The organism is Polynucleobacter cosmopolitanus (assembly GCF_002224225.1).
GTDB lineage: Bacteria > Pseudomonadota > Gammaproteobacteria > Burkholderiales > Burkholderiaceae > Polynucleobacter > Polynucleobacter cosmopolitanus.
Map to the genome: position 1 here is coordinate 313,339 of NZ_NJGG01000002.1, position 23,969 is coordinate 337,307.

Sequence of the window (23,969 nt, forward strand, 5' to 3'; positions counted from 1 at the left end):
TAAATTAACAGTAAAAGCCCGACATCGGGCTTTTACCTTTTACAAACATACTTCACTAATAGTTAGGTAATTAGATTCAATTACTTGGTATTAATTTTTGTCCAAACATTCTTACGAATAAATTCTGTTGTAGCGTCAGGCATTGGCACGTAGTCCAAGTCAGCAGCCATCTTCTTGCCTTCTTTGAAAGCAAAGTCAAAGAACTTGATTACTTCTGCTGCATTTGCTTTGTTACCTGGCTCTTTGTACATCAAGATGAATGATGCACCAGTGATTGGCCATGACTTAGCACCAGGAGCATCAGTGATGAATGTGCCCATACCTGGAACTTTAGACCAATCTGTACCTGCTGCAGCAGCTGCGAATGTCTCATCATCAGGAGAAACGAATTGACCGTTCTTGTTTTTGATCTGCAAGAAAGTCATGTTGTTTTTCTTAGCGTATGCATACTCAACATAACCGATTGAGTTCTTCACACGGCTCACGTTAGCAGCAACACCTTCGTTACCCTTACCACCGATTGAAGAAGCTGCTGGCCACTTAACTGCAGCACCTGCACCAACATCTTTTTTCCAGTTAGCGTTTACTTTTGCCAAGTAGTCAGTGAAGATCGCTGTTGTACCTGAACCATCGGCACGGTGAACCACAGTGATGTTGGCATCTGGCAACTTAACACCTGGATTTAGGTCAGCTAATTGCTTGTCGTTCCACTTAACAATATAACCAGAGAACATTTGAGCCAATACGTCACCAGTAACTTTGATTTGGCCTGGTTTGATACCGTCAACGTTGATCACTGGAACAACACCACCGATGATCGCTGGAAACTGAACCATGCCATCTTTTTCTAAGTCTTCAAATTTAACTGGGTTATCAGAAGCGCCAAAGTCAACAGTCTTGGCTTTGATTTGTTTAATACCACCAGATGAACCAATCGACTGATAGTTCAAACCGTTATTAGTTTTAGCTTTGTAAGCCTCAGCCCATTTTGCATAAATTGGGTAAGGGAATGTAGCACCAGCACCTGTGATATCGGCTGCTAGAGCTGTAGTAACCGTTGAAAGTGCAATCGCACCAGCAACCAAAGATTTTGTAAACAATGATTTCATAATATTTCCTCATCAAATGACGCACATCGCGACTTGGAGACTTTACCTACCGTTTATGAAAGTTTTGTGACATTGGTAAATGGCCTGATTAATTGAATAAATTTATTTAAATATCTCATTTAATCAATGATTTAAATAAAAATGGTCCTTGAAAAAAGGACCATTTAAAGTAAGAAATTGTGTGAAATTGGGGGGGTATGAAACAAATCAGCCAATTGATAAAGTTTTAGAAACTTTAAATTAGGTGTTTTTGCAATACCAGGGCTTGGTTTGATTGACAATCTTCACAACCAACAGCATGACAGGGACCTCAATCAAAACACCCACCACTGTTGCTAAAGCCGCTCCAGAGTGGAATCCAAATAAACTAATTGCTGCAGCAACAGCTAATTCAAAGAAATTAGAAGCTCCTATCAAGGCTGACGGGCAAGCAACACTATGTTTCTCACCCAAACGGCGATTTATCCAGTATGCCAAAGAGGAGTTAAAAAATACCTGAATCAGAATAGGCACTGCCAAAAGTGCAATCACAAGAGGCTGAGCAATGATGGCCTCACCTTGAAATGCAAATAATAAGACAAGCGTTGCTAGTAACGCAGAGATTGACCAAGGTCCAATTTTTTTCATGGCCAAATCAAAAGTCTCCTGACCGCGAGACAATAAACTGTGCCTAAGCCACTGAGCAATCAATACAGGAATGACTATGTAAAGCACGACTGAAGTCACCAAAGTATCCCAGGGAACAACAATCGCTGACATACCCAACAAAAAAGCGACCAATGGGGCAAATGCAACAACCATGATGGCATCATTCAATGCTACTTGGGACAAGGTGAATAGTGGATCACCATTGGTCAATCGACTCCAAACAAAAACCATCGCAGTGCATGGTGCTGCTGCTAACAAAATTAAGCCAGCAACGTAACTGTCTATTTGATCTGCTGGTAGGTAAGGTGCAAATAATTGACGGATGAATAACCATGCTAAAAATGCCATTGAAAATGGCTTTACCAGCCAATTAATGAATAGAGTGACACCAATGCCTCTGACGTGATTCTTAACTTGGTGCATGGCTTTAAAATCAACTTTAAGCAGCATCGGAATAATCATGACCCATATCAAAAAACCTACAGGTATGTTTACTTGTGCAAACTCTAGACGACCAATTGCCTGGAAAGTATCTGGCATTAATTGGCCAGCTCCAATCCCTACCAAAATACACAAAAAAACCCAAACTGTTAGGTAACGCTCAAATAAACCCATGGTGTTTCTTTCTTTTTAACTTTGTTCTCGTTGTTTTTTATTACTTATTTTTTGTATTTTTATTTAACTTCAGCAAGTTTTTTAAGTTCAGACTGGATGGTCATCGCATCTAGTTTTTCTAATGGCATTGCTGCCAAGATATCCATGCGCTTTCTCAAACCAACCATGACTTCTTTGAACGCACGCCTCTTCTCATCATCAGTGCCTTGAACTTGCGATGGGTCTGGGTAACCCCAGTGAGCTGTGGCTGGTTTACCTGGCCAAAATGGGCACACCTCACCTGCTGCGTTATCACACACCGTGATGATGAAATCCATTTGAGGCGCATCAGGACGACCGTACTCATCCCAACTCTTAGAGCGCAAGTTTTCTTCTGGGTAACCCATATCTTTGGCAAGCTCAGCGGCAAATGGATTGACTTTGGTGCCAGGTGTTGAGCCTGCTGAAAAACCCACAAAACGACCACTCTGATGAGTTGAAGCAATTGCTTCACCTAAAACTGAACGAGCTGAATTGTGCGTGCACAAAAAGAGGATGTTGTATTTTTTCATTGCAGAATTCCTAAAGATTCAATGAGATTAATAATTAAAGTCAGTGATTTGATTCAAATGATTTATGAGCAACTGTTGGACTTTTTAGAGATTGATCCAATCGATACTGTTGCTACAGAGCTGACACCTGTTGGAACACAGCAAGCACTGGCTTCAGCACTACTCGCTGGCGTTTCGTTAAAAACAGGAATTGAATCCAATGTATGGAAAGTTTCCCAAGGAATACCCGACGGATCATTGACCCAATACTTGTCAGACTTCGCGTAACAACAAGCAGTACCCTCTTCTTCAACCAATTCAGCCTGCAAAGTATCTAAGCGTGATTTCATATCAGAAAGTTCTGTAGCATCTTCCACCTGAATGCCCAAATGATTGAGACCTTCTGCAGCACCTCTGGCAGAAATTGCAAAATTGATTTTTGGATCTTCTAATTGCCATTTGGCGTAATCAGTTTTTTCAATGGTCGGCGCTCTAGCAAACATTTTTGAATAGAAAGAAATACTTTCTTTTAAGTTTTTTACGCCAACGTGAATGTGCATGCGTTTCATTTATTTTCTCCAACAATATTTGTTTTTACTGGCTGTGGATCGCATGATTGGCCACCACAACAATTAAAGAGCAAGAAATCCATGAGATTGGTCACCTGCTCTGCATGTGGTCGATAAATCAAGTTTCTACTTTGACGCTCGACCAAAATAAGATTGGCTTGATAGAGTTCTTTGAGATGAAAAGACAAAGTGGCCGCGGGAATACCCAAACTCTCTTTGATTTCTGAAGGAGTCACACCCTCAGCGCCTTTTTGCACAATCAGGCGAAAGATATTGAGCCTTGATTCTTGACCAAGGGCTAGAAAGGATTGAACTGCGTCTATATTTTTCATAATTCCATGATAATGGAATTATGTGACAAATCCATGACTATTTATTTAGACCACTCCTTATAACAAGGCTCAATTTATGAATCTTTTATGACATGCCCTATTTATCTTGAGTTTGCCCTCAAATTCCTAGAAACTTCAAGAGAATAAAGGAGTTAGATATGTACAACTATGAAGAAGCCGTAAAACAATTACAAGAAACTGGTTCTATCAGTTTAATGAATTTCAAAGAGTTACCCTATGAAGATCTAGAGGAACTATTAGAAGAAATTAAAAAATGGTGCGTCTATGCCAACGGCAATAAAGACAAACTAGAGAAGAAATCCAAGAAAAAAGACAAAAAGAAGAAAAAGAAGTAATTAACCTCTTAAACCAACATGGCTTGAGCGATCTTCTTGGCTTAATCTTGGGCCTTAAGAATACCTAGTGCAACAAAAATAACACTCACTCAATTCCATTTAGAGATTAATTAGATTAATCTGTTCGTCTGAAACTGTATTTCCTTAGAACACAAATAATTCTCAACTATTGATTGGTTTTTACCAACAATTAAGAAGGCATTTTTCCAAATTTAGCCAAATGATCATTGGGTCTATCCCAAACCTGAGAACTATCGCAATAAATATGCATGGTTGGCTTAATGTGAGATGGCTCATCCAAACTAGCGATGCGAGCAAAAATTAAGTCTGGAAGAACTTCAGCGTAACTGAACAAAGGGGATCCGCAATTGGGGCAAAAAAATCTCTCAATAATTTTTTCACTATCACCAGTGAATTTATAAGAATTCGTTTTACCCGTGAATTTGTAATTACTACGATTGGTAGCAAAAACAGCAGTTGATCCAGTGCCACTCGATCGTTGACAATCTCTACAATGACAATGAGCTGCCATTGCTAGCTCACCATTAAATTCATAGCGAAAATTGCCACAAGCACAACCACCAGATAATTTATAGCTTGCCATGTTGATTCCCCAGTCATTGATTAAAGAAAAACCCCCTTCTCTTTTTCCGCGAAGAGAAGGGGGGCACAACAGACCTTGTTTCCCATATTCACAAGGTCATCACTCCCAGTAAAAAAGGAGTGATTGAATACAAGAGTGAAAACAAAAAAACGCTCTTGTAAAACAATTTTTAATTAATCGCCACCCCTCATATATTGAACATTAAACATATTTGGAGGACTTAATTTAGGGTCACTGATCATTTTCAATTGCAAGGCGGTGCAATGTTGATTTTGCACATCTAACATAGAAGCGGTTGTATAGACTGCAATACCAGCATTTTTATTTTGCGGTGCATGATATGCAGAATCACTGAATCCAACATCCCAACGCTTCCACAATGCACCCTTCTTGTCGTAAATCAAAATCATTGGGAAAATTGATGTTTGCGCATCCATGTACATCACACGCTTACCAATAGGACTTGTTTTGTTGGTAGGCACAGCCTCAAGAACGTGAACTAAACGAGGACTCCATGGTGTATTTGCAAAGCACCCACTCTTACCACCAAACGTTGCCATACCGTAGCCATCAGCATCTTTTGCCTCAGTATCTTTTAATTGGCTATGTCGATAGAAATGTGTAAGCATCACTTTAGATTCAACATACTTCCATTCTGCATCAAGTACACGCCCGTTATAACCCTCAAAGTCTTCGATCATCAAATCAGAACCCAAGAATGAGTCTGTTGTCTGACCTGTAGGTAAGCGACGCACGCGACGCTGAAAACCTAGATATAAATATGAATCATCTAACTTAGTATCATCATCAAAACGTTGAATTAACAATTGAGTATTTTTAAGATCTTGAGGAGCCAACACCTTTAAGTAAATATTTCTATAAATATCAGATGCATTAGGCTTGATATCTTCAATTGGTGCCTGCGTTGTGCGATGCTTCAAACTAATGAAATTAAAGTCGAACTCAACGCGTTTTTCTTTTTTCGCAGTTTTATAGTCAATGTATGTCCAGTAAAAAGGGAAAATTCTTCCGCTATCGCCAACAATTTGTGAATACTTATAGTTGAACGCTAATTTCTCACCTGCTCTTGGATCACTTTTTTGCGGATTAACTGGAAATGGTCGACCAGCCACATAACCTTCAATGGTGCCTGGATTCGCTCCCAACTTCACATTGGCGGCATTTTTTTGAGTGGCGGCAATATAGTTGGGATGCAGCATCACTGAATGAGCTTGCTCAGTCGATAACACCAAAGAACCATCGGATACGAGCGCAAATGTGGCCGGATCCAAATACTCTTTAAAAGAATTAACGTTGGCTTTGTCAATGACCATTCCAGGCGTATAACCAGGAATGGTTGGCATTCCTTTTTTATAAGGATTGAAAGAACCTTCAATATCATCGTTAGTTACTGCAAATGCCAAATTAGAAACTAAAGCTAAAAGCAATGTTCCTTTAATTAGTGGCTTCATAGATCCCCCTCACTTGTTGTCGATAAATAAATTTCAGAAAAAACGATCAAAATGGATTTGATTAAAAGGAACCTGATGTTTCAACATCAAGGTTTCTTGCAAACTTTTTGTCATCGGTGGTGGTCCAGCAAAATAAAACTCATAATCTTTTATATCCCCTCCCAATCTTTTTTCAACTGACTCATGTACAAAACCAAATTCACCAGACCAATGTTTTAAATTCTCTTCTGATGATTCAGAAACAACTGGATGGAAAAAAATTTTTGTTCCAAATTCAGGCAAATTAGTTAATTGAGATTCAACCCCAACATCTCTATAACTTCGGCCACCGTAAAAAAAGTGTAGGTTTTTATTTTTCAATAGGCCCTGCTCAGAAGCGCCCTTTGTTATCGAAACCATAGGGGCGAGACCTGAACCGCCAGCCACACAAACAATATTTCTAGAGTTGTCTCTGACGTATGCCATCCCATACGGAGCGTCAATTTCTATAACATCAGAAACTGAAATTTCATTGAATAAAAAATCAGTACTTTTCCCATTCGGCACTTTTCTAATCTGAAAACACCACTCACCTTTTGAATTCGCCAAATTTGACATTGAGTAAGCACGCTTGATCCCTAAATTAGGAAACGTTAAAAGTGCGTATTGTCCTGGCTGGAAATTTGCCGCTTGATCAGTAACAAAAACAAACTCCTTGATGTCATGAGTGACGTCATGCGCACCCACAAATCGCGCTTTGAGTCTTTCAGTTTTTGTTAAAGGCACATACTCATCAGACAGCCTTGTTTTAATGGAAATATCAGAAATTGCTCTGGTTTGACATCCCAAGTGCATGTTTTTTCGTATATCTCTTGCGGTTAACCCTGGCGGGTTGTCAAACAAGGACTCAACCTGGCCGCACAACAACTCGTACTTGCAACTTCCACAAGAACCCGCATTACATTCATAAGGGAATCCAAAACCAGATCTGAGTGAAGCTAGCAGCACAGTATCTTCACTGTGCTGCATACACACATCCTTTTCGCCATTGATGTTGATTTGATTCGATACCATCGTCGCGTCTTTATTTAAAATCCTAAAGATTTTCTGTAGGTCCGAGTTGCATTTTTTGCATCATCTGCGGCGCTAGGAACATCTGGCATACCACTGCAATAAGCCTCTATGGCTTTATCTGCTAAAGGCTCCCATTTATTAATCCAACCTTGAATCACTTCACGGTTTGATTCATTTTCAAGTGCCATCTTCACTAAATGTTCAGACCAGCGGCGATGACGCATCGCATCAATCATTTCTGCATCCAACACCATGGCCAACAACTCATCGCCATTGTGTCTTGCAGAGTTACTTAGATTTCTTAATAAACCTTCTTCAACAGCAGGTTTCGCCACAAGATTCAAAGCAACAAAAGCTTCACCCCAATCCCATGTAACTAAAACTTTCTCCATTAGTTCGCGATAACCTTGCCAAATTGGTTCGTTTTCCCAATAAGCGCGTTCTTTCTTTGAGAATCCTTTATCGGGATGCGCCAAATCTAACTCTTTAGTTCTATAAGCTGTATGGGTTAACCAACGCAACGAATCAGCCATTTGGAAAAAACCACAGATCGTAATTGTGCTTGCTGGTGCTACTTGTCCAAAATATGCAGAAGCCATTTGCAATGTGTGAAACAAATAACGTGCGGGTGTATATCTCAACCCCAAAGTCCCTAACCAGCCAGACTCCAAGGATTTGTTATGTTCACGCTTATCAAATTGATCAAACAAACTAAAAACATATGTCTCTTGACCATCTTGCAACATGTTGTATGTTCTATAGACAACCTCATCAGGATCACGAAACGCATTCCAATCATCGTGCTTTAAGGCGCTGCCATAGGTATTTTTTTTGTACCATTCATTCATGAATGTATTTGGATCTTGCTCGTATGGAGAGTTTGCATCTCTATCGTGATAATGCAAACGAGCACTAACAATTTCATACTCACTTGGTTTCCTTCTTTTATTGCTTAGATGGCTCCAAGTTTTTAATGGCTTTAAAACTTCTGCGTTTGACATATATTTATTCCTTAAGAAATCAAACTTTTTTTGTAAAATAGAATCGAATGGCATCAGGCAAAGTTTCGATTTGCCCTGCAAAAGAACTCAGGTCAACCTCTAGATCATTCATAGCAAATGGTCTACCTAATGCTCTTTCAATTGTTTCTCTTCTCAAAATCATTTCGTTATCGGTTTCAATTCTCAAATAAGCACGCTTATCCTCAACCCTGATTTCTTTATCTGGGTTATCTTCCGCAGCGGCTTCAGCTACTGCAAAAGCCAACTCTCCTGACCTCATCACTGGGCCAACACTATTAAATCCTGACATAAATTTCCATATCCTTAAGTGTGAGCAAACAAAGGCTCAATACCTTCTACATCAACATAAATATCTTCACCGTCTACCTTCACCGGATATTCAGCCAAGGCACAATCAGAAGGATTAATGCCCTTACCTGAGCAAATATCAAACGTCCACAAATGCGCTCTACAAGTAATAATCTTGCCGTCAAACGTGCCTTCAACCAGAGGAATGTCTTGATGGGGACAGACACCTTGAAATGCGGTGAACTCTCCACCATCCTTACAAACCAACAAAACCTCTTTACCGTCGACCTCGAAGGAATCCATCTCACCTTCCCAAACATCCTCAACGGTGCAAACTTTTTTAAACGCCATTCTTTTATTCCCAAATTATTTCGACACATTCCGTAGGCTTTAAACCGCTTTCGGAAACCTTCATATTTCTTGCAAAGAAACTTTCTCCTGAACGTCTAACGCGCAAGGTTTTGCTTGGTTGATCCTTCACTCGACGACCAACTGAATGATGCGCAGCAGCTTTCGCAACCTCATCCATCGTGTTTTCAGAATCAACCGGAACCAATTGCAAAACGAAATCACCTTCAAAGTTGCAACACAAAGGAAATAAAGCCATAAAAAACTCCTCTTAAATTGCTTTTTTGAATTGAGCCGATTTGTATGCCTCGACCCAGCTGTAATTGTCCGCATCATCCCCAATTTCTCCTGGAGATAAGCTCATAAACGCTAATGCGCCCGCAAGAGTTGGAGGTTGCACTTGTCCATCAAGGAATCTATCGACAAGTGATTGATGTCCAGCGTAGCGCTCTGGCTCTTGCTCAAAACACCAACGATCAGGCTCAGAACCAAAGTGGTACATGCGTCCTTTGTATTCCAAGGAATAATCTTTCACGTTCCAAGCTTTACCAGGAACACCAACAATCGGTAACTGACTCATATTGCAAACATAAGGCAATGTTTCTGGATAAGTTTTATCCATTTTTCCTGCCACCATGTTTTCAATCATCACATCCCAACATTGGCCCCACTTGTCATTCCATCCAGGATATTTTTCCTCTAACCAGTCACGTTCTTCAGGGCTCATGCCGGCAGCAGCATTCCACCATAAAGTAGGTCTCCAGAAGTACAAGCCCATTTGCATTGAGTGGTGAGTTGATTCAACTTCTTCAAGGAAAATATCCCAGTACCATGGCTTTTCCAAACCAATATCTTCAATATTGCGAATAAATTGATTAATGATGAATTCATTCATGAATTCTTTGAAAGAAGATTTTCTATGCTCTAAAGGTGTGTAGTAATCCATTGCAGGACCTGTTAACACACTGAAAAGACGCCATGAACGCCAAAACGCAATATCTAATTTTTTCTGTGCTTCTTCTTTTTTGCCATTCGCCAAAAGAACTTTTAAGGCTGCACCACCAATTTGTGCATGGCGTGATTCATCAGTTTGAATACTTGAAATTAAACTTGAGAATGAAAAGTCACCATTCTCAGCAGCGTCAGCTGCCAAACCAAGGAACTGCATGTTGGTAAAGCCAGTTTCAAATCCAAAGGTCAACATGATTGACACACTGATTGCATCGCGAGTAACCATGATGTCATCAAAATAATGGCGCGCAGCAATAGCAGCCCATTGGTTTGTATCCATGCTCTTATGAGCCCAGTCAAACTGACGTGATTTATTCACATGCTCATGCGGGAAATACAATTGAATTTGACCGTGTCTGGTTTCATCCATTGCACCAAACGTTGCCATGTTACGCATACCTGGCGCAGGACCAAAACGAGCCATACGAGCTTCAGCACTGCCTGCTGAAAATTCGGCGCGAGGCACTGCGCCATAATGAAGTTTCAGAACAGATTGCCAAGAAGGTGCGGCATTCTCATAAATACTGCTACGCTCTAACGCAGCTTTAACCGAGTAAGCACCCGCATCTTTTTCGCGTTGCACTTTGACATACTCTGGATAAGTTTGCTTGTAGGGCTCGTCATAAGCCGTCCATGCCTCAGGAGAAATCCCCATGCCACCTGACATTTGCTCTGGAAACAATTCTTCATGCTTCACAAAGCTTGGTGTCCAATTGGTATCTCTAACGATGTCATACCATTGTGATCTGTCTAACTTAGTCATACTTACTCCTTAAGACTGATAAATTAAATAAAAAATTAACTTTTCTTTAGGCAATGAACTGCCATTTGAAAAATGACTATCATGCTTAAAACACCAAATACATAAGCTGGCATTAAAGCTATGAAAGAAAAAATATCTGATGCGCCAAACTTATTCTCACCAAAACTCAAACCTCTGTTAGCTGAATAGTTGGCCGCAATATAGAAAACCGTATTGGCCCAACCAGTTGCAATCAATATCCATCCCAAAATATTTTCTTTTTTGGAACTAAAGCCAAGACTTCCGACTACAAAAGCAAATACCAAAACCATTAATGCGTTCATAGGAATACCTCGATGGACTCTTGCCCATCCTTCTGAAGTGCCACCTAAGTTAATAGTTAAAATAAAACCGGGATAAATTTCAAAACCACCCAATAAAGAAACCCACAGCAATAAACCTGTAGCAAGAGCCACAAACATCATCAATAAGCCATGACCAATCATGGTTTTTTGAATAGGTTTAATGTTTTGAGTTAATAGCAAAATGAATCCGAGTAACTGTTGAATTGGGTCAATCATTCATCGGATTGAGTGGATGTCCTATCCCATCAGTGAATGCGTTATCCTGAAAAGGTAATTTAAAAAAAATGTGGTGAATTTTTAATGGAAAACCCTAATAAATATGCATTAATCGGTTCTATTTATAATGAAATACCCTAATCCATACTTACCCTAATATCGAGAATTTTGAAAAATAACGACACTTAAAATTAGGCAATAAGTAATCTTGTAAAAAATGAATGACCTATCAACACTAACCACATGGTTAGATAAATACCCACTTTTTCACAGCGGTGACGAAGTTGATGAGGTGCGCCACAAAGTTGGGCATATTTTTGTCCCACACAACTTAAATGTTCTCGGACAAGAAAAACATTTAAGTGCTGACATGAATCATTTGCAACTCGAAAATGTCTCTGTTAACACCCTAGGATACGGGGCAAGTGTCAACATCACTTGCGACCCATTTGAGAAATTTTTATTGATCATGCTACCAATGACCGGTGTCATGAATGCAACCGTAGAAGAAGGTGTTGTTAACGCCAATAAAGGTACGGCAGCACTCATTAATACCAGCGATCCCCTATCAATGAAATGGGGTGAGAATTGCAATCAATTAATTATTCGAATCGATAAAGATTTAATCCATAGAACTTGCGAGTCACTTCTGGGACATCCCATTAAAAAGGATGTCAAATTTTCATCCTCTTTGAATATGTCATCAGGCTTTGAAATGTATCAAAGCATCATTCACTTGTTAGCCTCAAATCCATTCATTTCTGAGTCAGCTAAAACCTTTCCGATCATCACCAAACAACTCGAACAGCTGTTAGTGAGTTCTTTGCTGCTTAATCAAAAAAATCAATACTCTCAGGCATTGCTTCAACCAGAAAAAATTATTACGCCGCAATATATTAAAAAGGCTGAAGAATATATGCGGGAGAACGCGGCAGAAGCAATAACTCTGCAAGATGTTGCTGAGAATGTTGGGATCAGTTTAAAAACATTACATAATGGTTTTCAAAAATATCGCAACAATAGCCCGAAAAACTTCTTAAAAAATCTTCGACTAGATTTAGTCCATCAAGATTTAATTGCTGAAAAACTCAGCAAATCAGACACCACAGTGACTGAAGTAGCTTTGCGCTGGGGCTTCATGCATCTAAGTCACTTCAGTGAATCTTATTTCGCTAAATTTGGTGAATACCCTTCAAAAACTCTTAAGGGTTAATTTGATTTAACTGATTTAACCGATCAGATACCCAAAATAGCTCAAGCAAGCATGTCATCAACCAATTGATTGGCAAGCCCCAATAAAGAATCAGCACGATCCAGTCCTGCAATAAATCGCTCAGGGATACCAGATAAACCGACCATCGCACCAGCGAGAGTTCCAGACAGCATTGCTCTAGAAAGATTCTGCCCGCCGCCATTGATAGCGTGTAATACGGCAGATTCAAAATCATTAGAAAAACGTGCGGCTAAGTAATAGGCAGCTGGGAATTGGTGATAAACAGCACAAGGCAAACCATACAACAAACCCACCTTAGAGGCTGGTTCAATTGAAATAGCCGGATCGTTTGCAGCACGCGCAATATTTGATGGCGTCAATAAGGCATCCGGAGATGGAAATACCCCATCAACACGGTTCTCTTTTTGATTTTTATCAGGAGCCTCTAACTTACCTTTTGTAATGGTATGAAATGGCAACACACCTGCTTTAACTCGCATCAGTAATTTTTCTGAGATCTTCTCATCTAAACGATGCCCCTCAATTAACATGCCAAGCACCGAACCGTAAGCTGCAGTCATGGCCAAAACTGTGCCATCATTTTGGGTTAAAGATGTATTAGCTATGACAGCACGAGCTAATTCAGATGGTCTAAGTGCGTAGCGTATAGCAATAGGAATAATGCGTTCAACTGCTTCAGTGTTATCTGCATTACCAGCAATACTTCCCCATGGAAGACCCTCAATCACTCGTTTACGCCAAGCATCACGAATTGATTGACTGGTGTAGCCGCCTGGACCATTCATTGGCGTGCCATCTAAAAGCGGAAAAAGATCCTGATCTAGTCGCTGACAAAAATCTGCTTCATCATAAGCCCCTTTTTCAACAAGGGAGCGCAGCATTAATTCAAGAATAACGCCTGATTGTGAAGACTGCCCTGGACAAAGGTGCTCATGATAGCGCCCTACTTTAGCTTGTGTGTAGCCATCAATCCACGGTCCATAATCATGGACCAGCTGATCAAGATCGTAATACCAGTGCGGACCAACCCCCAAGGCATCTCCAATAAAGGCACCCATCACAGCACCGAGCGAACGATCTCTTAAAAGAGCCTTGTCTTCCGCTGACATTATTTGCGCTTCCATACTGTGACCTCACTTAAAGTGTGTTGGTACTTCCGAGCCGTTTCTCGAATAGTAAATGGCACAGCCTTAGGACCCTCAACCAAAGAAAAATTGGCCCCCAATATTTCTTTCAGACCATCTAAAGTAGTGAATGATTCACCATCTTTTTTAAACCCACCAATCCACTCTGATTTTTTCGTGTACTCCTCCAACCACGTATAGGGTGATGCCAACACAAGCAATCCACCATGGTTTAAACGCTCAGAAATTAACTCAAGGAAGCGTCTTGGAGAATAGAGACGATCAATCAAATTAGCAGCAAGAATAAGATCGAAATGAGTATGGATATCTTTTAGATTACAAGCATCACCTTGCCAGAATTCAACTTTATTAACAGTTTCATTCAATCCCAAATCATCTAAGCGGCGCTCATGGTAACTGGTTAAATCACCTTCTACTGGAATCGAATAGCGTATTGAACCTAATTCCGCCATGCGCATTCCTACTTGAATAAAACGAGCAGAAAAATCAATACCAATGACTTTGTCAAAAAACTTCGCTAACTCAAAGGTTGCTCGACCTGTAGCACAACCTAAATCTAAAGCCCTGGCTTGTTTGCCATTGCCGTGGAGGCGATGAGCCTCAATGGATAGCTCAGACATTGCCTTCATGAAATTAGGAACACCTAAGGCATCGTCCCCATAATGAAATTCATCATAAAGAGAAACCATCGCATCTGTTTCATAAGTAGAAGCTGGGTTTGTGATCGGTGTATCGGTCACGATGTAGCGAAAACCTGCATGCTGGAAAAAATGTCTTCTAAAAGCATATCTCGACACATGTCGCGATTCATTTCCAGCAGACATCCAACTACCCCCTTTAATAATGTTATGACGCTCATCAAAAGTCGGGCTGGTGAAATCATCATAGACTGGATGTACATCAAAGCCATCAAATGGATAGGTTGGTGTTTCGCACCATTGCCAAACATTACCAACGACATCATTTAAGTCACCGTGAGAAAAACGAGTGACTGGGCAGCTTGATGCCCAATGATCCAAATGAAGGTTCCCATTGGCCAAGCTGGCATGCGGTACATCAGACAGCTGCACATGATCGTAGATTCGATTCCACTCATCTTCAGTTGGGAGCCGAACTGGTAAGTCAGACTCTTCCGATTTCCAACGGCAAAAAGCCCTACTTTCGAGACAATTAGTTTCAACAGGCCAATCCCATGGCATAGGAACTTCTTCAGCTAAAAGACGTAACTTCCATGCACCCAAACTATCTTTAACCCAGAATGTGGGATGGGTAACTTTTGCAAACTTTTTCCATGCAAGCCCTTCCTCATCCCAATAACGATCATTGTTATAACCATCATTTTCAACAAATTCCAGAAACTCACCATTAGTAACTAAGTATTTAGAAGCCTGAAACTTTGATACTTCAGCATGGTGATGGCCGTATTCGTTATCCCATCCATATATAGGGTCAGTGAGTTGGCGTCCTAATGTTACTTGACCACCAGGAATATCCACCAAGGTATTTGTAGGTGCATCTCCACCATCTCGACAAGGCTGCCAATCGGGATGCGGCTTAACATAGCTCAAAGCATGCTGGCGAATCAGTACCGAGGATGTTTCTAAATGAATGCGCTCATGCTCAATGCCCATTAATACAATCCAAAAAGGATCGCTCCAACCAATCGGAAGAGTGAATGGCGTATTTTTGATAACACCCTCAACAACTTCTCTTACTTTTTTTCTATAAGCCCTTACTTCGTCCACAGTTGGCCAGTCATAACGAGCATCATTCAAATCATCCCAGCTCATCTCATCAACACCAACAGCAAACATTGACTCAAGTCTTTGATCAATTGGCTTGTCAATTAAGCCCGCAACCATAAATTTATTAATAAAAAATGTCGCTGTATGACCAAAATAAAAAATGAGGGGATGTCTTAAAGAAATAGCTTTTTTATAAAAAGCATCTTCACAATTCAACAATTCAAATAGTGATTCATAACGATCAAAAGTAGCGTGAAAATAATTTAATAATTCATTTCTTTTGATTTCAACATCTGCACCCGCCAAAAAAGGCGTGCGTGGAAATTTTTTATTCATATTTTTTATTTCAAGTTCAGTATGCAAATGATTATAGTATTGATATACTTTATAAAGGTAAAGTACGCACCTTTTAGTTCCTAAAGGCTATTATGAACTCCAATCGCAAAATTAACCCTTGCTTCAAAGCCTGCCCATCTCGTCGCTTCATTGAACTGATCGGCGATAAATGGGCGCTTCTAGTATTGCACGCACTGGCAAATGGCGCTCTGCGCAACGGGCAGTTGATGACTCAAATTCAGGGCATTTCACAAAAAATGCTGACCCAAACAATTCGCCGATTAGAAATCAACGGCCTGGTTGCGCGACACGACTTCAAAACGATCCCACCCAAGGTTGAATATTCATTAACTGAATTTGGAAAATCTTTTAACAATGTCCTGACAACCCTGGATGACTGGTTAGATGAGCACATTCCGGACCTCATGGCCCTCCCCGCATAAGATAATGATATGACTTATTCATTTGACAAGATTATTGATCGACGAAACACCAATTCAAGTCGATGGGATCAGTATGAATCATCAGACATATTGCCTTTATCTGTTGCTGATATGGACTTTGCCATCGCTCCTGAAATACAAACTGCATTAGTTAAGCGCATTGAGCATGGCATCCTTGGCTACTCTCATCAAGGAGATCTAACTGAAAAAATTCAAGCCTATTTAAAGAAAGAGTTTCAGTGGTCAGTCGACCAGGAAGATATTCTAGTTTGTGCTGGGGTTGTACCAAGCTTATACATGATTCCCAAAGTCTTAATGAATCATGATGATCATGCCATCCTGCCAGCGCCGATTTATCACCACTTCTTCTTGGCCATGCAACAAGCTCATCGAGCTTACAGCTCGACCCATTTAAAAGTCAGTAACGATCGCTGGGTCTTTGATCTTGAAGAACTTCAAAAAGCCATTCAACCCAATACAAAGCTATTGATGATTTGCAACCCGCAAAATCCAGGCGGTACTGTTTTATCCAAGAATGAACTGCTAGAAATTGGCCAGCTTTGCGTTGAAAAAGATTTATTAATTTGTAGTGATGAAATTCATGCTCAGCTTGTTTTAGATGAGAATGTCAAACATACGCCAATAGCAAGCTTTAGCCCCGAAATATCAAACAGAACCATTACCCTCATGTCACTCAATAAGGCATTTAATTTTCCAGGGATTGGTTTATCTTGGTGCGTCTGCACCAACCCAGATATTCGCAAAAAACTCCAAAGCTATATGGCCGCTCAAGCACACCATCCTAATGCCCTCGCCTACACAGCCACTGCGACGGCAATTGATGAGGGAGGACCCTGGCACCTTGAACTGATTCAATATCTAAGAGGTAATCGTGACTTAATCAGAGATTGGCTCAGCCATCACGATCAAGTCACCTGGAAGAACTCCGAAGCAACCTACCTTGCCTGGCTTGATTTTAGTCAGCTAGGTTGGGATAACGTTCAAGCGCATCTGATAAAAAATGGCCTTGCCTTATCTGCAGGGAATCAATTTGGTAATGAATATAGTCAATTTGGGCGTTTAAATTTTGGCGTACCAAAAGCAACACTGATTGAGGCCCTCAAAAGAATTGAAACTGCAATCAACTCAAGCAATTAATCTTTATTAGAAAAATTATTTTCTGTTAAATCCTGCAGATTTTTTGAACGCCGATGACTGAATTAAACCGGAATAACTGCAGCAATTTTCTGAGCCAAATCTTTCGATTGCTGAGAATTTTGAGCTTCAACCATGACACGCAATAAAGGCTCAGTGCCAGAGGCTCTAATTAATACGCGACCAGTGCCTTTGAGTTCTTTTTCAGCATGCTCAACAGCTTCTTTGAGCTTAGCATCTGATTTCCAGTCGTAATCTTGCTGGTAACGAACATTCGTTAATGTTTGCGGGAACAAGGTGACCTTCTCTAAAAGTTCTGCCAAACTTTGTTGGCTTTGCTTCATGGCAGACAACACTTGAAGTGCCGCCACAATGCCATCACCCGTGGTGTGCTTATCTAAACAAATGAGATGCCCAGAGCCCTCACCACCCAATTGCCAATTATTTTCTTTTAGCTTCTCAAGCACATATCGATCGCCCACTTTGGCGCGCTCAAATTGAATGCCTTCAGCCTGAATGGCTTTTTCAACGGCAAGATTGGTCATCAAAGTACCAACCACACCCTTGACAGACTCACCAGCATCTTTTCTGGCTTTAGCAATCAAGTAAAGCAGTTCATCACCATTGAACAATCTGCCATGAGCATCTACCAATTGCAGACGATCAGCATCACCATCCAAAGCAATCCCTAAATCAGCTTTTTCTTCTTTGACTTTTTCAATCAATGCTTTCGGTGCTGTGGCACCCACACCATCATTGATGTTTTTACCATTTGGATGAATGCCAATTGAAACAACTTCAGCGCCCAATTCATGGAACACGTGCGGAGCGATGTGATAAGCCGCACCGTGAGCACAGTCCACCACCAATTTGAGGCCATGAAGACTCAAGTGATTCGGAAAGGTGCTCTTACAAAATTCAATATAGCGACCAGTTGCATCATCCAAACGCTTTGCTTTACCCAAGTGAGCTGAATCAACACAGTTCATTGGCTCATTGAGGGCTGCTTCGATTTGCAATTCAACAGCATCGTCTAATTTGTCACCATGGGCAGAAAAGAATTTAATGCCATTGTCGTGATACGGATTGTGTGAAGCAGAGATCACAACGCCTGCAGATAATCGGAGCGTTCTGGTGAGATAAGCCACGGCTGGAGTTGGCATCGGCCCACATAACATCACATCCACACCTGCCGCTGAGAAGCCAGCTTCTAAAGCAGCTTCTAACAAGTATCCTGAAAGACGGGTGTCTTTACCAATCAATACAGTGGGCTTGCCATGAGTACCGGCATTTTTCGCCAATACTTGACCTGCTGCGTAACCCAAGCGCATCACAAAGTCAGGGACGATCGGAAACTTACCGACTTCCCCACGAATACCATCTGTACCAAAATATTGACGTGTCATGTATGTATTTTATAAGTATTCTTGGGCGGCCACCCAAATTTTGACTGCGTCCATGGTTTGATCAACGTCATGCACCCGCAATACCTTGGCACCCCGCTCTAAAGCCATCATAGCTGCCGCCACACTGGCTGTTTGACGGTGGGCCATATCTTTGCCAGTGATGGCACCCAAACTGGATTTTCTAGAGAGCCCTGCGACCACCGGTAAGCCATGCTGGCAGAATTCTTGAAAGTGGGCCAACATGGTCATGTTGTGCTCCAAGGTTTTACCAAAACCAAAACCTGGGTCAATCGCCAAACGATCGCGCTCAACGCCTTCGTCTTCTAAAGCAACGCATCGCTCCATCAAGAAGCCATTCACCTCGGCTACCACATCTTTGTATTGCGGATCAAATTGCATCGTGCTTGGATCTTTTTGCATGTGCATGAGCATCACTCCACAGGCACTATTTTTAATTGCTTCACTCGCATGCGGTTGTCTGAATGCCCAAATATCATTCACGCAATCAATGCCAAGATTGATAGCTGCTGCCATCACTTTTGCTTTATAGGTATCCACTGAAATCGCCACAGGCGCATCTTTAAGTGCTTCCAAGATAGGCATGACGCGATCTAACTCTTCTTGCAACGACAAAGGTTCAGAACCTGGACGACTCGACTCACCACCCACATCAATCATCTCTGCCCCTTCAGCAATCAATCGTTCAGCTTGCTTGAGTGCTGCATCATGATTGGCAAAAAGACCGCCGTCAGAAAAAGAGTCCGGTGTGACATTGAGAATGCCCATCACCACTGGAGCAGTGCGTTTGCGCCAGTCAAAAAGAAAACGCCCGCAGCGCCATGCCACGGGCGTTAAGTCATGCTTTGCCATTAAGCCGCCGCTGGGGCGCCCCCTTCGGCAACCACTGTTGTACCGCCAGTGCCGCCGCCATTGTTAGGCGCGCTTGGTGGGTACTTCGGTGGACGTGGATCTTTACCAGCCATGATGTCATTGACTTGATCTGCATCGATGGTTTCCCATTCAAGCAAAGCCTTGACCATGACTTCTACTTTGTCACGGTTGTCTTCAAGAATCTTCTTGGCCACAGCATATTGCTTGTCAAGAATCGCACGGATCTCAACGTCTACTTTTTGCTGGGTCGCCTCAGACACTGACTTAGAGCTCACCGGACCAAACATGCTTTGCTGATCAGGATCGACATAAACCATTGTGCCAAGCACTTCACTCATGCCGTAACGAGTGACCATGTCACGCGCCATTTTGGTGGCACGCTCAAAGTCATTCGATGCACCAGTGCTGCTGGAGTTCAAGAAAATTTCTTCAGCCAAACGACCGCCGAACAAAATTGAAATCTCTTCCAACATCTTGTCTTTGTACATGTTCACACGGTCATGCTCAGGCAATTGCCAAGTCACACCCAATGCCCAACCGCGCGGCATGATGCTGACCTTGTGAACAGGGTCAGCCTTCGGTAATACTTTTGCCACAACTGCATGGCCTGATTCGTGATAAGCCGTGTTACGACGCTCTTCTTCACGCATGACCGCAGACTTGCGCTCAGGACCCATGAAGATTTTGTCTTTCGCATCTTCAAAGTCTTGCATGTCAACTGTGCGCTTATTGCGACGTGCTGCAAACAAAGCTGATTCGTTCACCAAGTTGGCCAAGTCTGCGCCTGAGAATCCTGGTGTGCCACGAGCCAACACGGCTGCATCAACGTCGGTGCTGATAGGCACCTTGCGCATATGCACCTTAAGAATCTGTTCGCGACCACGGATGTCAGGCAAGCCAACATACACTTGACGGTCAAAACGGCCTGGGCGCAACAATGCTTTATCAAGCACATCTGAACGGTTAGTGGCAGCAATCACGATCACGCCGCTGTTAGGCTCGAAACCATCCATCTCAACCAACATCTGGTTCAGCGTTTGCTCGCGCTCATCATTACCACCGCCCATACCAGCGCCACGATGGCGACCAACGGCATCGATCTCATCGATGAAGACGATACAAGGCGCTTGTTTTTTAGCGTTCTCAAACATGTCGCGCACTCGAGCTGCACCAACACCAACAAACATCTCAACGAAGTCTGAGCCTGAGATTGCAAAGAAAGGCACCTTGGCTTCACCAGCGATGGCTTTTGCCAATAATGTTTTACCTGTTCCTGGAGGACCTACCAAGAGCACGCCTCTTGGAATGTGACCACCCAGCTTTTGGAATTTCGTCGGATCCTTTAAGAAATCAACGAGCTCAAAAACCTCTTCTTTGGCTTCATCACATCCAGCCACATCAGCAAATGTGACAGCATTTGTATTTTCATCAATCAAGCGGGCTTTTGATTTACCAAATGAGAATGCTCCGCCTTTGCCACCACCTTGCATTTGGCGCATCATCAAGAACCAAAAACCAATGATCAACAATGTTGGGCCCAAGTAGTACAAAGCAGAGACCAAGAGACTTTGCTCTTCTTCTGCTTTACCAGTCACTTGAACGCCGTATTTCATCAAGTCGCCAACCATCCAAATATCGCCAGGGCTTAGAACAGAATATTTCTGGCCATCCATTGGCACTACTTGAATATTGCGACCTTGAACATCCACCCTCTTCACTTTGCCATTTTTGGCATCTTCCATGAATTGAGAATAAGTAATGCTCTCTTGAGCGCGTGGCTTATCGAATTGCTTGAAGACAGTGAACAGCACGAGGCCCACGATGAGCCACACACCAATTTTCTGCATCAAATTATTGTTCACAAAGCCTCCTTAAGGCGGATATATCTATACACCATATGATTCTACTCCCTCCCCTTTTCAAGTGCTTGACTAAAAAAGTCGCTAAATCCCATAGATTTGTTATGGTTTTAGCCATTTTCAGGGGGTTTTTGAGGGGTTTTCGTGCTGAGGTTAAACACTCACTTAAGGTGTTTTCCTAAGAGAAAAGTTTCAGCCGATTTGTCTCTCGAAGCTTTTGGCTTTCTGGGAGTGACTATTTTGAAGACTTTTTTGAAGGATTCCACGACTTGACTGTAGCCACTGCCATGGAAACACTTGATCAATAAAGCCCCATTGGGTTTTAGGTGGGCCTGAGAGAACTCTAAAGCCAAATCAGCCAAATGCCCCATTCTGGCCGAATCGGCAGTTGAAACACCTGATAAGTTCGGTGCCATATCTGATAAAACCAAGTCCACCCTTGGGCCATCAGCAGGATTACCAGGCAGTAAAGCTTCGAATTGCCTCAAAATCACTTCCTCACGGAAGTCACCTTGTAAAAAGGTCACATCAGCGATGTCTTCCATGGGCAACATATCAATGGCGATGATTTTGCCAAAAGGTTTGCCATCGGGGGTGTCTGCATTCTTTTTGCCAAACTCAACCAAACGATTGCGGGCATATTGAGACCAGCTACCAGGCGTACTGCCCAAGTCAACCACTACCATGCCAGGACCAATCAAACGATCTTGCTCGTCAATTTCTTTTAATTTATAGGCTGCACGCGCACGATACCCTTCCCTTTGCGCCATTTTGACGTAGGGGTCGTTCAGATGATCGTTCAACCAGTCTTTATTAAATTTATTCTTTGCCACTCTGTTCCACTTCTGTGTTCAATGAGTGATTCACTCATTTTTTATCATTAGGTCGCTATTTTCCGCTCTTTTTCATCTGGCACCCCATACTTTGCAATTTAATGCCTTATCATTGAGGTCTTCCAAAGAAATTTCTATGCCAATACTTGAATTATCCTCTGCCGAACGTTCGGCACACCGCTCAGACGCTCATGCGTTAAAACCCATTGTTTTAATTGGTGCTGATGGCTTAACGCCAGCAGTTGTCAAAGAAGTGAACAATGGCCTTAATTTCCATGGCTTGATCAAAGTTCGCGTTTTTGGCGACGATCGCGAAGCCCGTGTAGCGATCTACAACCAATTGTGTGATGAATTAAATGCAGCACCGATTCAACACATTGGTAAGTTATTGGTTCTTTTTAGACCCAAGGTAGAAAAAGAAGTCACCGAAAAGCGTCGCGGTAAATCTGGTGGCCCTAAAGTAGTGATGGTGAAGAAATTCACCCGCAATCCACAACGTCGTCCAAAACCAGTGGCCACCACTGTGCTTGGCAATGAACGTGTGGCTGCCGGCGGTCAAGTGAAGCGCGCCAAACCGCGTCAAACCAGCGCCAAAAAGAAACAGCTCAGCCGTTAATTTTTAAGCTCTTACTTATTCATTAATCTATCGGCTTGCTCAAGCGCCACAAGAGCACCAAACCAATCAAAGATTGCAGCAGATACACACTACTTGCAAAAGTATGAAGTCTGCTGAATGTTTCAGCCAAGGGTGAGAGCATCACCGGAAAGCCATGACTCAGAGCCTCCTCACGCAAAGAGTCCATCATCGGCTCCAAAAAAAATGCTGAGATGACTGCACAAATCAGCATGGCCAATAAATACCAGCGAATGTTTTTATAACGTCCACAGCCACGTTTGACCAATAAGTTAGCAAAGACAATCAAGCCGACACTGAGAATCATGCTGATGACTCCCTCAATGCGGAACAATGCTCCAGCAACCATACCAGCGACTTGAGAATCTGAGAGAGTTGCAAACAAGGTGGGAGTAACAATGTAACCCACTGTGATGATGCTACCCACCCAAAGAGTCAAGATAAAAACAAAAACTCGTTGGGCGGTGATGTGCATCTAAAAGATTACTAGATTAAATGTATTTGACGTTCAGAATTTCAACTTCACGACTGCCGCCTGGGGATGAGAACGTCGCCACATCACCCTCTTCTTTACCGATCAGCGCTCTGGCAATTGGTGAACTGATAGAAATCTTGTTGGCCTCTAAATCTGCCTCGTCATCACCGACGATTTGGTAAGTGACTTTTTTGCCATTTTCTAAATCTTCAATTTCAACGGTAGCGCCAAAAACAATACGGCCTTCAACATCCAATGTTGATGGATCAATGATTTGCGCTGCTGCCAACTTGCCTTCTAACTCTTGAATACGACCTTCGATGAAAGCTTGTTTTTCTTTAGCGGCATCGTATTCAGCGTTTTCAGACAAGTCACCCTGAGCACGAGCCTCAGAGATTGAATTGATCACAGATGGGCGCTCAACGTGTTTCAAGTTTTGCAACTCTTGCTTTAATAATTCAGCGCCATGTTTTGTAATGGGAATGGTACTCATCAATCTACTTCCAAAATCTAGTTAATCTAATAACAAATGA

The 23,969-nt window shown here is 42.0% G+C and carries 27 protein-coding genes; 5 read left to right on the top strand and 22 right to left on the bottom strand.

The window, feature by feature from the left end; all coding sequences use genetic code 11:
• Positions 1 to 80 precede the first annotated feature (80 nt).
• The 5 genes from pstS to AOC33_RS07145 form a co-directional block, all read right to left on the bottom strand.
• A complete protein-coding gene (gene pstS, locus AOC33_RS07125) occupies positions 81 to 1,109 on the bottom strand; it encodes a phosphate ABC transporter substrate-binding protein PstS (RefSeq protein WP_089516207.1) in 1,029 nt (342 codons plus the stop codon).
• A gap of 240 nt (positions 1,110 to 1,349) precedes the next feature.
• Complete coding sequence (gene arsB, locus AOC33_RS07130; protein WP_089516210.1) at positions 1,350 to 2,372, bottom strand: ACR3 family arsenite efflux transporter; 1,023 nt, start codon at positions 2,370 to 2,372, stop codon at positions 1,350 to 1,352.
• Between the two features lie 59 nt (positions 2,373 to 2,431).
• Entirely contained in the window at positions 2,432 to 2,923 is a 492-nt protein-coding gene (locus AOC33_RS07135) for an arsenate reductase ArsC (RefSeq protein WP_089516213.1), read from the bottom strand.
• Positions 2,924 to 2,985: 62 nt separating this feature from the next.
• Positions 2,986 to 3,471, bottom strand: coding sequence for an ArsI/CadI family heavy metal resistance metalloenzyme (locus tag AOC33_RS07140; RefSeq protein WP_089516216.1), 486 nt, complete (start codon positions 3,469 to 3,471; stop codon positions 2,986 to 2,988).
• Positions 3,468 to 3,803: an ArsR/SmtB family transcription factor gene (locus tag AOC33_RS07145; protein WP_089516218.1), complete on the bottom strand. Its 336-nt coding sequence runs from the start codon at positions 3,801 to 3,803 to the stop codon at positions 3,468 to 3,470. Before AOC33_RS07145 ends, AOC33_RS07140 begins: the two co-directional genes overlap by 4 nt.
• Positions 3,804 to 3,961: 158 nt before the next feature.
• Between AOC33_RS07145 and AOC33_RS07150 the strand changes: the two genes are divergently transcribed.
• Positions 3,962 to 4,159, top strand: a complete 198-nt coding sequence (locus tag AOC33_RS07150; protein WP_089516220.1) for a hypothetical protein — start codon at positions 3,962 to 3,964, stop codon at positions 4,157 to 4,159.
• A 190-nt stretch (positions 4,160 to 4,349) separates the two neighbouring features.
• On the opposite strand, the gene AOC33_RS07155 is transcribed toward AOC33_RS07150, so the two are convergent.
• From AOC33_RS07155 to styC, 9 genes are all read right to left on the bottom strand, one after another.
• The gene (locus tag AOC33_RS07155; protein ID WP_089516223.1) at positions 4,350 to 4,763 is read right to left on the bottom strand and encodes a GFA family protein; all 414 of its coding nucleotides are present in this window, start codon (positions 4,761 to 4,763) and stop codon (positions 4,350 to 4,352) included.
• Between the two features lie 173 nt (positions 4,764 to 4,936).
• Positions 4,937 to 6,235, bottom strand: coding sequence for a DUF1329 domain-containing protein (locus AOC33_RS07160; protein ID WP_089516226.1), 1,299 nt, complete (start codon positions 6,233 to 6,235; stop codon positions 4,937 to 4,939).
• A 33-nt stretch (positions 6,236 to 6,268) separates the two neighbouring features.
• Positions 6,269 to 7,288, bottom strand: coding sequence for a 2Fe-2S iron-sulfur cluster-binding protein (locus AOC33_RS07165; RefSeq protein ID WP_089516229.1), 1,020 nt, complete (start codon positions 7,286 to 7,288; stop codon positions 6,269 to 6,271).
• 14 nt (positions 7,289 to 7,302) lie between these two features.
• Positions 7,303 to 8,289, bottom strand: a complete 987-nt coding sequence (locus AOC33_RS07170; RefSeq protein WP_089516231.1) for an aromatic/alkene monooxygenase hydroxylase subunit beta — start codon at positions 8,287 to 8,289, stop codon at positions 7,303 to 7,305.
• Between the two features lie 19 nt (positions 8,290 to 8,308).
• The gene (locus AOC33_RS07175; RefSeq protein WP_089516234.1) at positions 8,309 to 8,599 is read right to left on the bottom strand and encodes an MmoB/DmpM family protein; all 291 of its coding nucleotides are present in this window, start codon (positions 8,597 to 8,599) and stop codon (positions 8,309 to 8,311) included.
• 14 nt (positions 8,600 to 8,613) lie between these two features.
• Positions 8,614 to 8,949, bottom strand: a complete 336-nt coding sequence (locus tag AOC33_RS07180; RefSeq protein WP_089516237.1) for a monooxygenase system ferredoxin subunit — start codon at positions 8,947 to 8,949, stop codon at positions 8,614 to 8,616.
• Between the two features lie 4 nt (positions 8,950 to 8,953).
• Positions 8,954 to 9,205 carry a toluene-4-monooxygenase system B family protein gene (locus AOC33_RS07185; RefSeq protein WP_089516240.1) on the bottom strand — a complete coding sequence of 84 codons (252 nt, stop codon included), beginning with the start codon at positions 9,203 to 9,205 and terminating at the stop codon, positions 8,954 to 8,956.
• Between the two features lie 12 nt (positions 9,206 to 9,217).
• Complete coding sequence (locus tag AOC33_RS07190; RefSeq protein WP_089516242.1) at positions 9,218 to 10,720, bottom strand: YHS domain-containing protein; 1,503 nt, start codon at positions 10,718 to 10,720, stop codon at positions 9,218 to 9,220.
• A 35-nt stretch (positions 10,721 to 10,755) separates the two neighbouring features.
• Complete coding sequence (gene styC, locus AOC33_RS07195) at positions 10,756 to 11,280, bottom strand: styrene-oxide isomerase StyC (protein WP_219349916.1); 525 nt, start codon at positions 11,278 to 11,280, stop codon at positions 10,756 to 10,758.
• A 217-nt stretch (positions 11,281 to 11,497) separates the two neighbouring features.
• On the opposite strand from styC, the gene AOC33_RS07200 reads away from it, so the two are divergent.
• The gene (locus AOC33_RS07200) at positions 11,498 to 12,493 is read left to right on the top strand and encodes an AraC family transcriptional regulator (RefSeq protein WP_089516245.1); all 996 of its coding nucleotides are present in this window, start codon (positions 11,498 to 11,500) and stop codon (positions 12,491 to 12,493) included.
• A 41-nt stretch (positions 12,494 to 12,534) separates the two neighbouring features.
• Here the strand turns inward: AOC33_RS07200 and AOC33_RS07205 are convergent, their stop codons facing one another.
• Positions 12,535 to 13,638: an ADP-ribosylglycohydrolase family protein gene (locus AOC33_RS07205; protein ID WP_245835633.1), complete on the bottom strand. Its 1,104-nt coding sequence runs from the start codon at positions 13,636 to 13,638 to the stop codon at positions 12,535 to 12,537.
• Positions 13,623 to 15,740, bottom strand: a complete 2,118-nt coding sequence (gene ovoA / locus AOC33_RS07210; RefSeq protein WP_089516251.1) for a 5-histidylcysteine sulfoxide synthase — start codon at positions 15,738 to 15,740, stop codon at positions 13,623 to 13,625. Before ovoA ends, AOC33_RS07205 begins: the two co-directional genes overlap by 16 nt.
• Positions 15,741 to 15,832: 92 nt before the next feature.
• Between ovoA and AOC33_RS07215 the strand changes: the two genes are divergently transcribed.
• Together AOC33_RS07215 and AOC33_RS07220 are read left to right on the top strand one after the other, a co-directional pair.
• On the top strand, positions 15,833 to 16,183 hold the full coding sequence (locus AOC33_RS07215; RefSeq protein ID WP_089516253.1) for a winged helix-turn-helix transcriptional regulator: 351 nt from the start codon (positions 15,833 to 15,835) through the stop codon (positions 16,181 to 16,183).
• Between the two features lie 9 nt (positions 16,184 to 16,192).
• The gene (locus AOC33_RS07220; protein ID WP_089516255.1) at positions 16,193 to 17,341 is read left to right on the top strand and encodes a MalY/PatB family protein; all 1,149 of its coding nucleotides are present in this window, start codon (positions 16,193 to 16,195) and stop codon (positions 17,339 to 17,341) included.
• Positions 17,342 to 17,403: 62 nt separating this feature from the next.
• Here the strand turns inward: AOC33_RS07220 and glmM are convergent, their stop codons facing one another.
• From glmM to AOC33_RS07240, 4 genes are all read right to left on the bottom strand, one after another.
• The gene (gene glmM, locus AOC33_RS07225; RefSeq protein WP_089516257.1) at positions 17,404 to 18,744 is read right to left on the bottom strand and encodes a phosphoglucosamine mutase; all 1,341 of its coding nucleotides are present in this window, start codon (positions 18,742 to 18,744) and stop codon (positions 17,404 to 17,406) included.
• Between the two features lie 9 nt (positions 18,745 to 18,753).
• Positions 18,754 to 19,614, bottom strand: a complete 861-nt coding sequence (gene folP / locus AOC33_RS07230; RefSeq protein ID WP_089516260.1) for a dihydropteroate synthase — start codon at positions 19,612 to 19,614, stop codon at positions 18,754 to 18,756.
• Positions 19,614 to 21,497, bottom strand: coding sequence for an ATP-dependent zinc metalloprotease FtsH (ftsH, locus tag AOC33_RS07235; protein ID WP_089516263.1), 1,884 nt, complete (start codon positions 21,495 to 21,497; stop codon positions 19,614 to 19,616). The genes folP and ftsH overlap by 1 nt, the downstream gene beginning before the upstream one ends.
• 158 nt (positions 21,498 to 21,655) lie before the next feature.
• Positions 21,656 to 22,327 carry an RlmE family RNA methyltransferase gene (locus tag AOC33_RS07240; RefSeq protein WP_089516266.1) on the bottom strand — a complete coding sequence of 224 codons (672 nt, stop codon included), beginning with the start codon at positions 22,325 to 22,327 and terminating at the stop codon, positions 21,656 to 21,658.
• A 136-nt stretch (positions 22,328 to 22,463) separates the two neighbouring features.
• Here AOC33_RS07240 and AOC33_RS07245 point away from each other — a divergent pair, with 136 nt between their 5' ends.
• Complete coding sequence (locus AOC33_RS07245; protein ID WP_089516269.1) at positions 22,464 to 22,943, top strand: YhbY family RNA-binding protein; 480 nt, start codon at positions 22,464 to 22,466, stop codon at positions 22,941 to 22,943.
• 22 nt (positions 22,944 to 22,965) lie between these two features.
• On the opposite strand, the gene AOC33_RS07250 is transcribed toward AOC33_RS07245, so the two are convergent.
• On the bottom strand, positions 22,966 to 23,436 hold the full coding sequence (locus tag AOC33_RS07250; RefSeq protein ID WP_219349917.1) for a DUF4149 domain-containing protein: 471 nt from the start codon (positions 23,434 to 23,436) through the stop codon (positions 22,966 to 22,968).
• 16 nt (positions 23,437 to 23,452) lie between these two features.
• Entirely contained in the window at positions 23,453 to 23,929 is a 477-nt protein-coding gene (gene greA / locus AOC33_RS07255; protein WP_089516272.1) for a transcription elongation factor GreA, read from the bottom strand.
• Positions 23,930 to 23,969: the final 40 nt, after the last annotated feature.

Coding starts and splice junctions, on each gene's coding strand:
- glmM (WP_089516257.1), bottom strand. CDS start 18,744: ATGACACGTCAATATTTTGGTACAGATGGTATTCGTGGGGAAGTCGGT.
- pstS (WP_089516207.1), bottom strand. CDS start 1,109: ATGAAATCATTGTTTACAAAATCTTTGGTTGCTGGTGCGATTGCACTT.
- AOC33_RS07175 (WP_089516234.1), bottom strand. CDS start 8,599: ATGTCAGGATTTAATAGTGTTGGCCCAGTGATGAGGTCAGGAGAGTTG.
- AOC33_RS07135 (WP_089516213.1), bottom strand. CDS start 2,923: ATGAAAAAATACAACATCCTCTTTTTGTGCACGCACAATTCAGCTCGT.
- AOC33_RS07160 (WP_089516226.1), bottom strand. CDS start 6,235: ATGAAGCCACTAATTAAAGGAACATTGCTTTTAGCTTTAGTTTCTAAT.
- arsB (WP_089516210.1), bottom strand. CDS start 2,372: ATGGGTTTATTTGAGCGTTACCTAACAGTTTGGGTTTTTTTGTGTATT.
- ovoA (WP_089516251.1), bottom strand. CDS start 15,740: ATGAATAAAAAATTTCCACGCACGCCTTTTTTGGCGGGTGCAGATGTT.
- AOC33_RS07180 (WP_089516237.1), bottom strand. CDS start 8,949: ATGGCGTTTAAAAAAGTTTGCACCGTTGAGGATGTTTGGGAAGGTGAG.
- styC (WP_219349916.1), bottom strand. CDS start 11,280: ATGATTGACCCAATTCAACAGTTACTCGGATTCATTTTGCTATTAACT.
- AOC33_RS07140 (WP_089516216.1), bottom strand. CDS start 3,471: ATGAAACGCATGCACATTCACGTTGGCGTAAAAAACTTAAAAGAAAGT.
- AOC33_RS07205 (WP_245835633.1), bottom strand. CDS start 13,638: ATGGAAGCGCAAATAATGTCAGCGGAAGACAAGGCTCTTTTAAGAGAT.
- AOC33_RS07200 (WP_089516245.1), top strand. CDS start 11,498: ATGAATGACCTATCAACACTAACCACATGGTTAGATAAATACCCACTT.
- AOC33_RS07145 (WP_089516218.1), bottom strand. CDS start 3,803: ATGAAAAATATAGACGCAGTTCAATCCTTTCTAGCCCTTGGTCAAGAA.
- AOC33_RS07190 (WP_089516242.1), bottom strand. CDS start 10,720: ATGACTAAGTTAGACAGATCACAATGGTATGACATCGTTAGAGATACC.
- AOC33_RS07245 (WP_089516269.1), top strand. CDS start 22,464: ATGCCAATACTTGAATTATCCTCTGCCGAACGTTCGGCACACCGCTCA.
- greA (WP_089516272.1), bottom strand. CDS start 23,929: ATGAGTACCATTCCCATTACAAAACATGGCGCTGAATTATTAAAGCAA.
- AOC33_RS07215 (WP_089516253.1), top strand. CDS start 15,833: ATGAACTCCAATCGCAAAATTAACCCTTGCTTCAAAGCCTGCCCATCT.
- folP (WP_089516260.1), bottom strand. CDS start 19,614: ATGGCAAAGCATGACTTAACGCCCGTGGCATGGCGCTGCGGGCGTTTT.
- AOC33_RS07170 (WP_089516231.1), bottom strand. CDS start 8,289: ATGTCAAACGCAGAAGTTTTAAAGCCATTAAAAACTTGGAGCCATCTA.
- AOC33_RS07250 (WP_219349917.1), bottom strand. CDS start 23,436: ATGCACATCACCGCCCAACGAGTTTTTGTTTTTATCTTGACTCTTTGG.
- AOC33_RS07155 (WP_089516223.1), bottom strand. CDS start 4,763: ATGGCAAGCTATAAATTATCTGGTGGTTGTGCTTGTGGCAATTTTCGC.
- AOC33_RS07150 (WP_089516220.1), top strand. CDS start 3,962: ATGTACAACTATGAAGAAGCCGTAAAACAATTACAAGAAACTGGTTCT.
- AOC33_RS07220 (WP_089516255.1), top strand. CDS start 16,193: ATGACTTATTCATTTGACAAGATTATTGATCGACGAAACACCAATTCA.
- AOC33_RS07185 (WP_089516240.1), bottom strand. CDS start 9,205: ATGGCTTTATTTCCTTTGTGTTGCAACTTTGAAGGTGATTTCGTTTTG.
- AOC33_RS07165 (WP_089516229.1), bottom strand. CDS start 7,288: ATGGTATCGAATCAAATCAACATCAATGGCGAAAAGGATGTGTGTATG.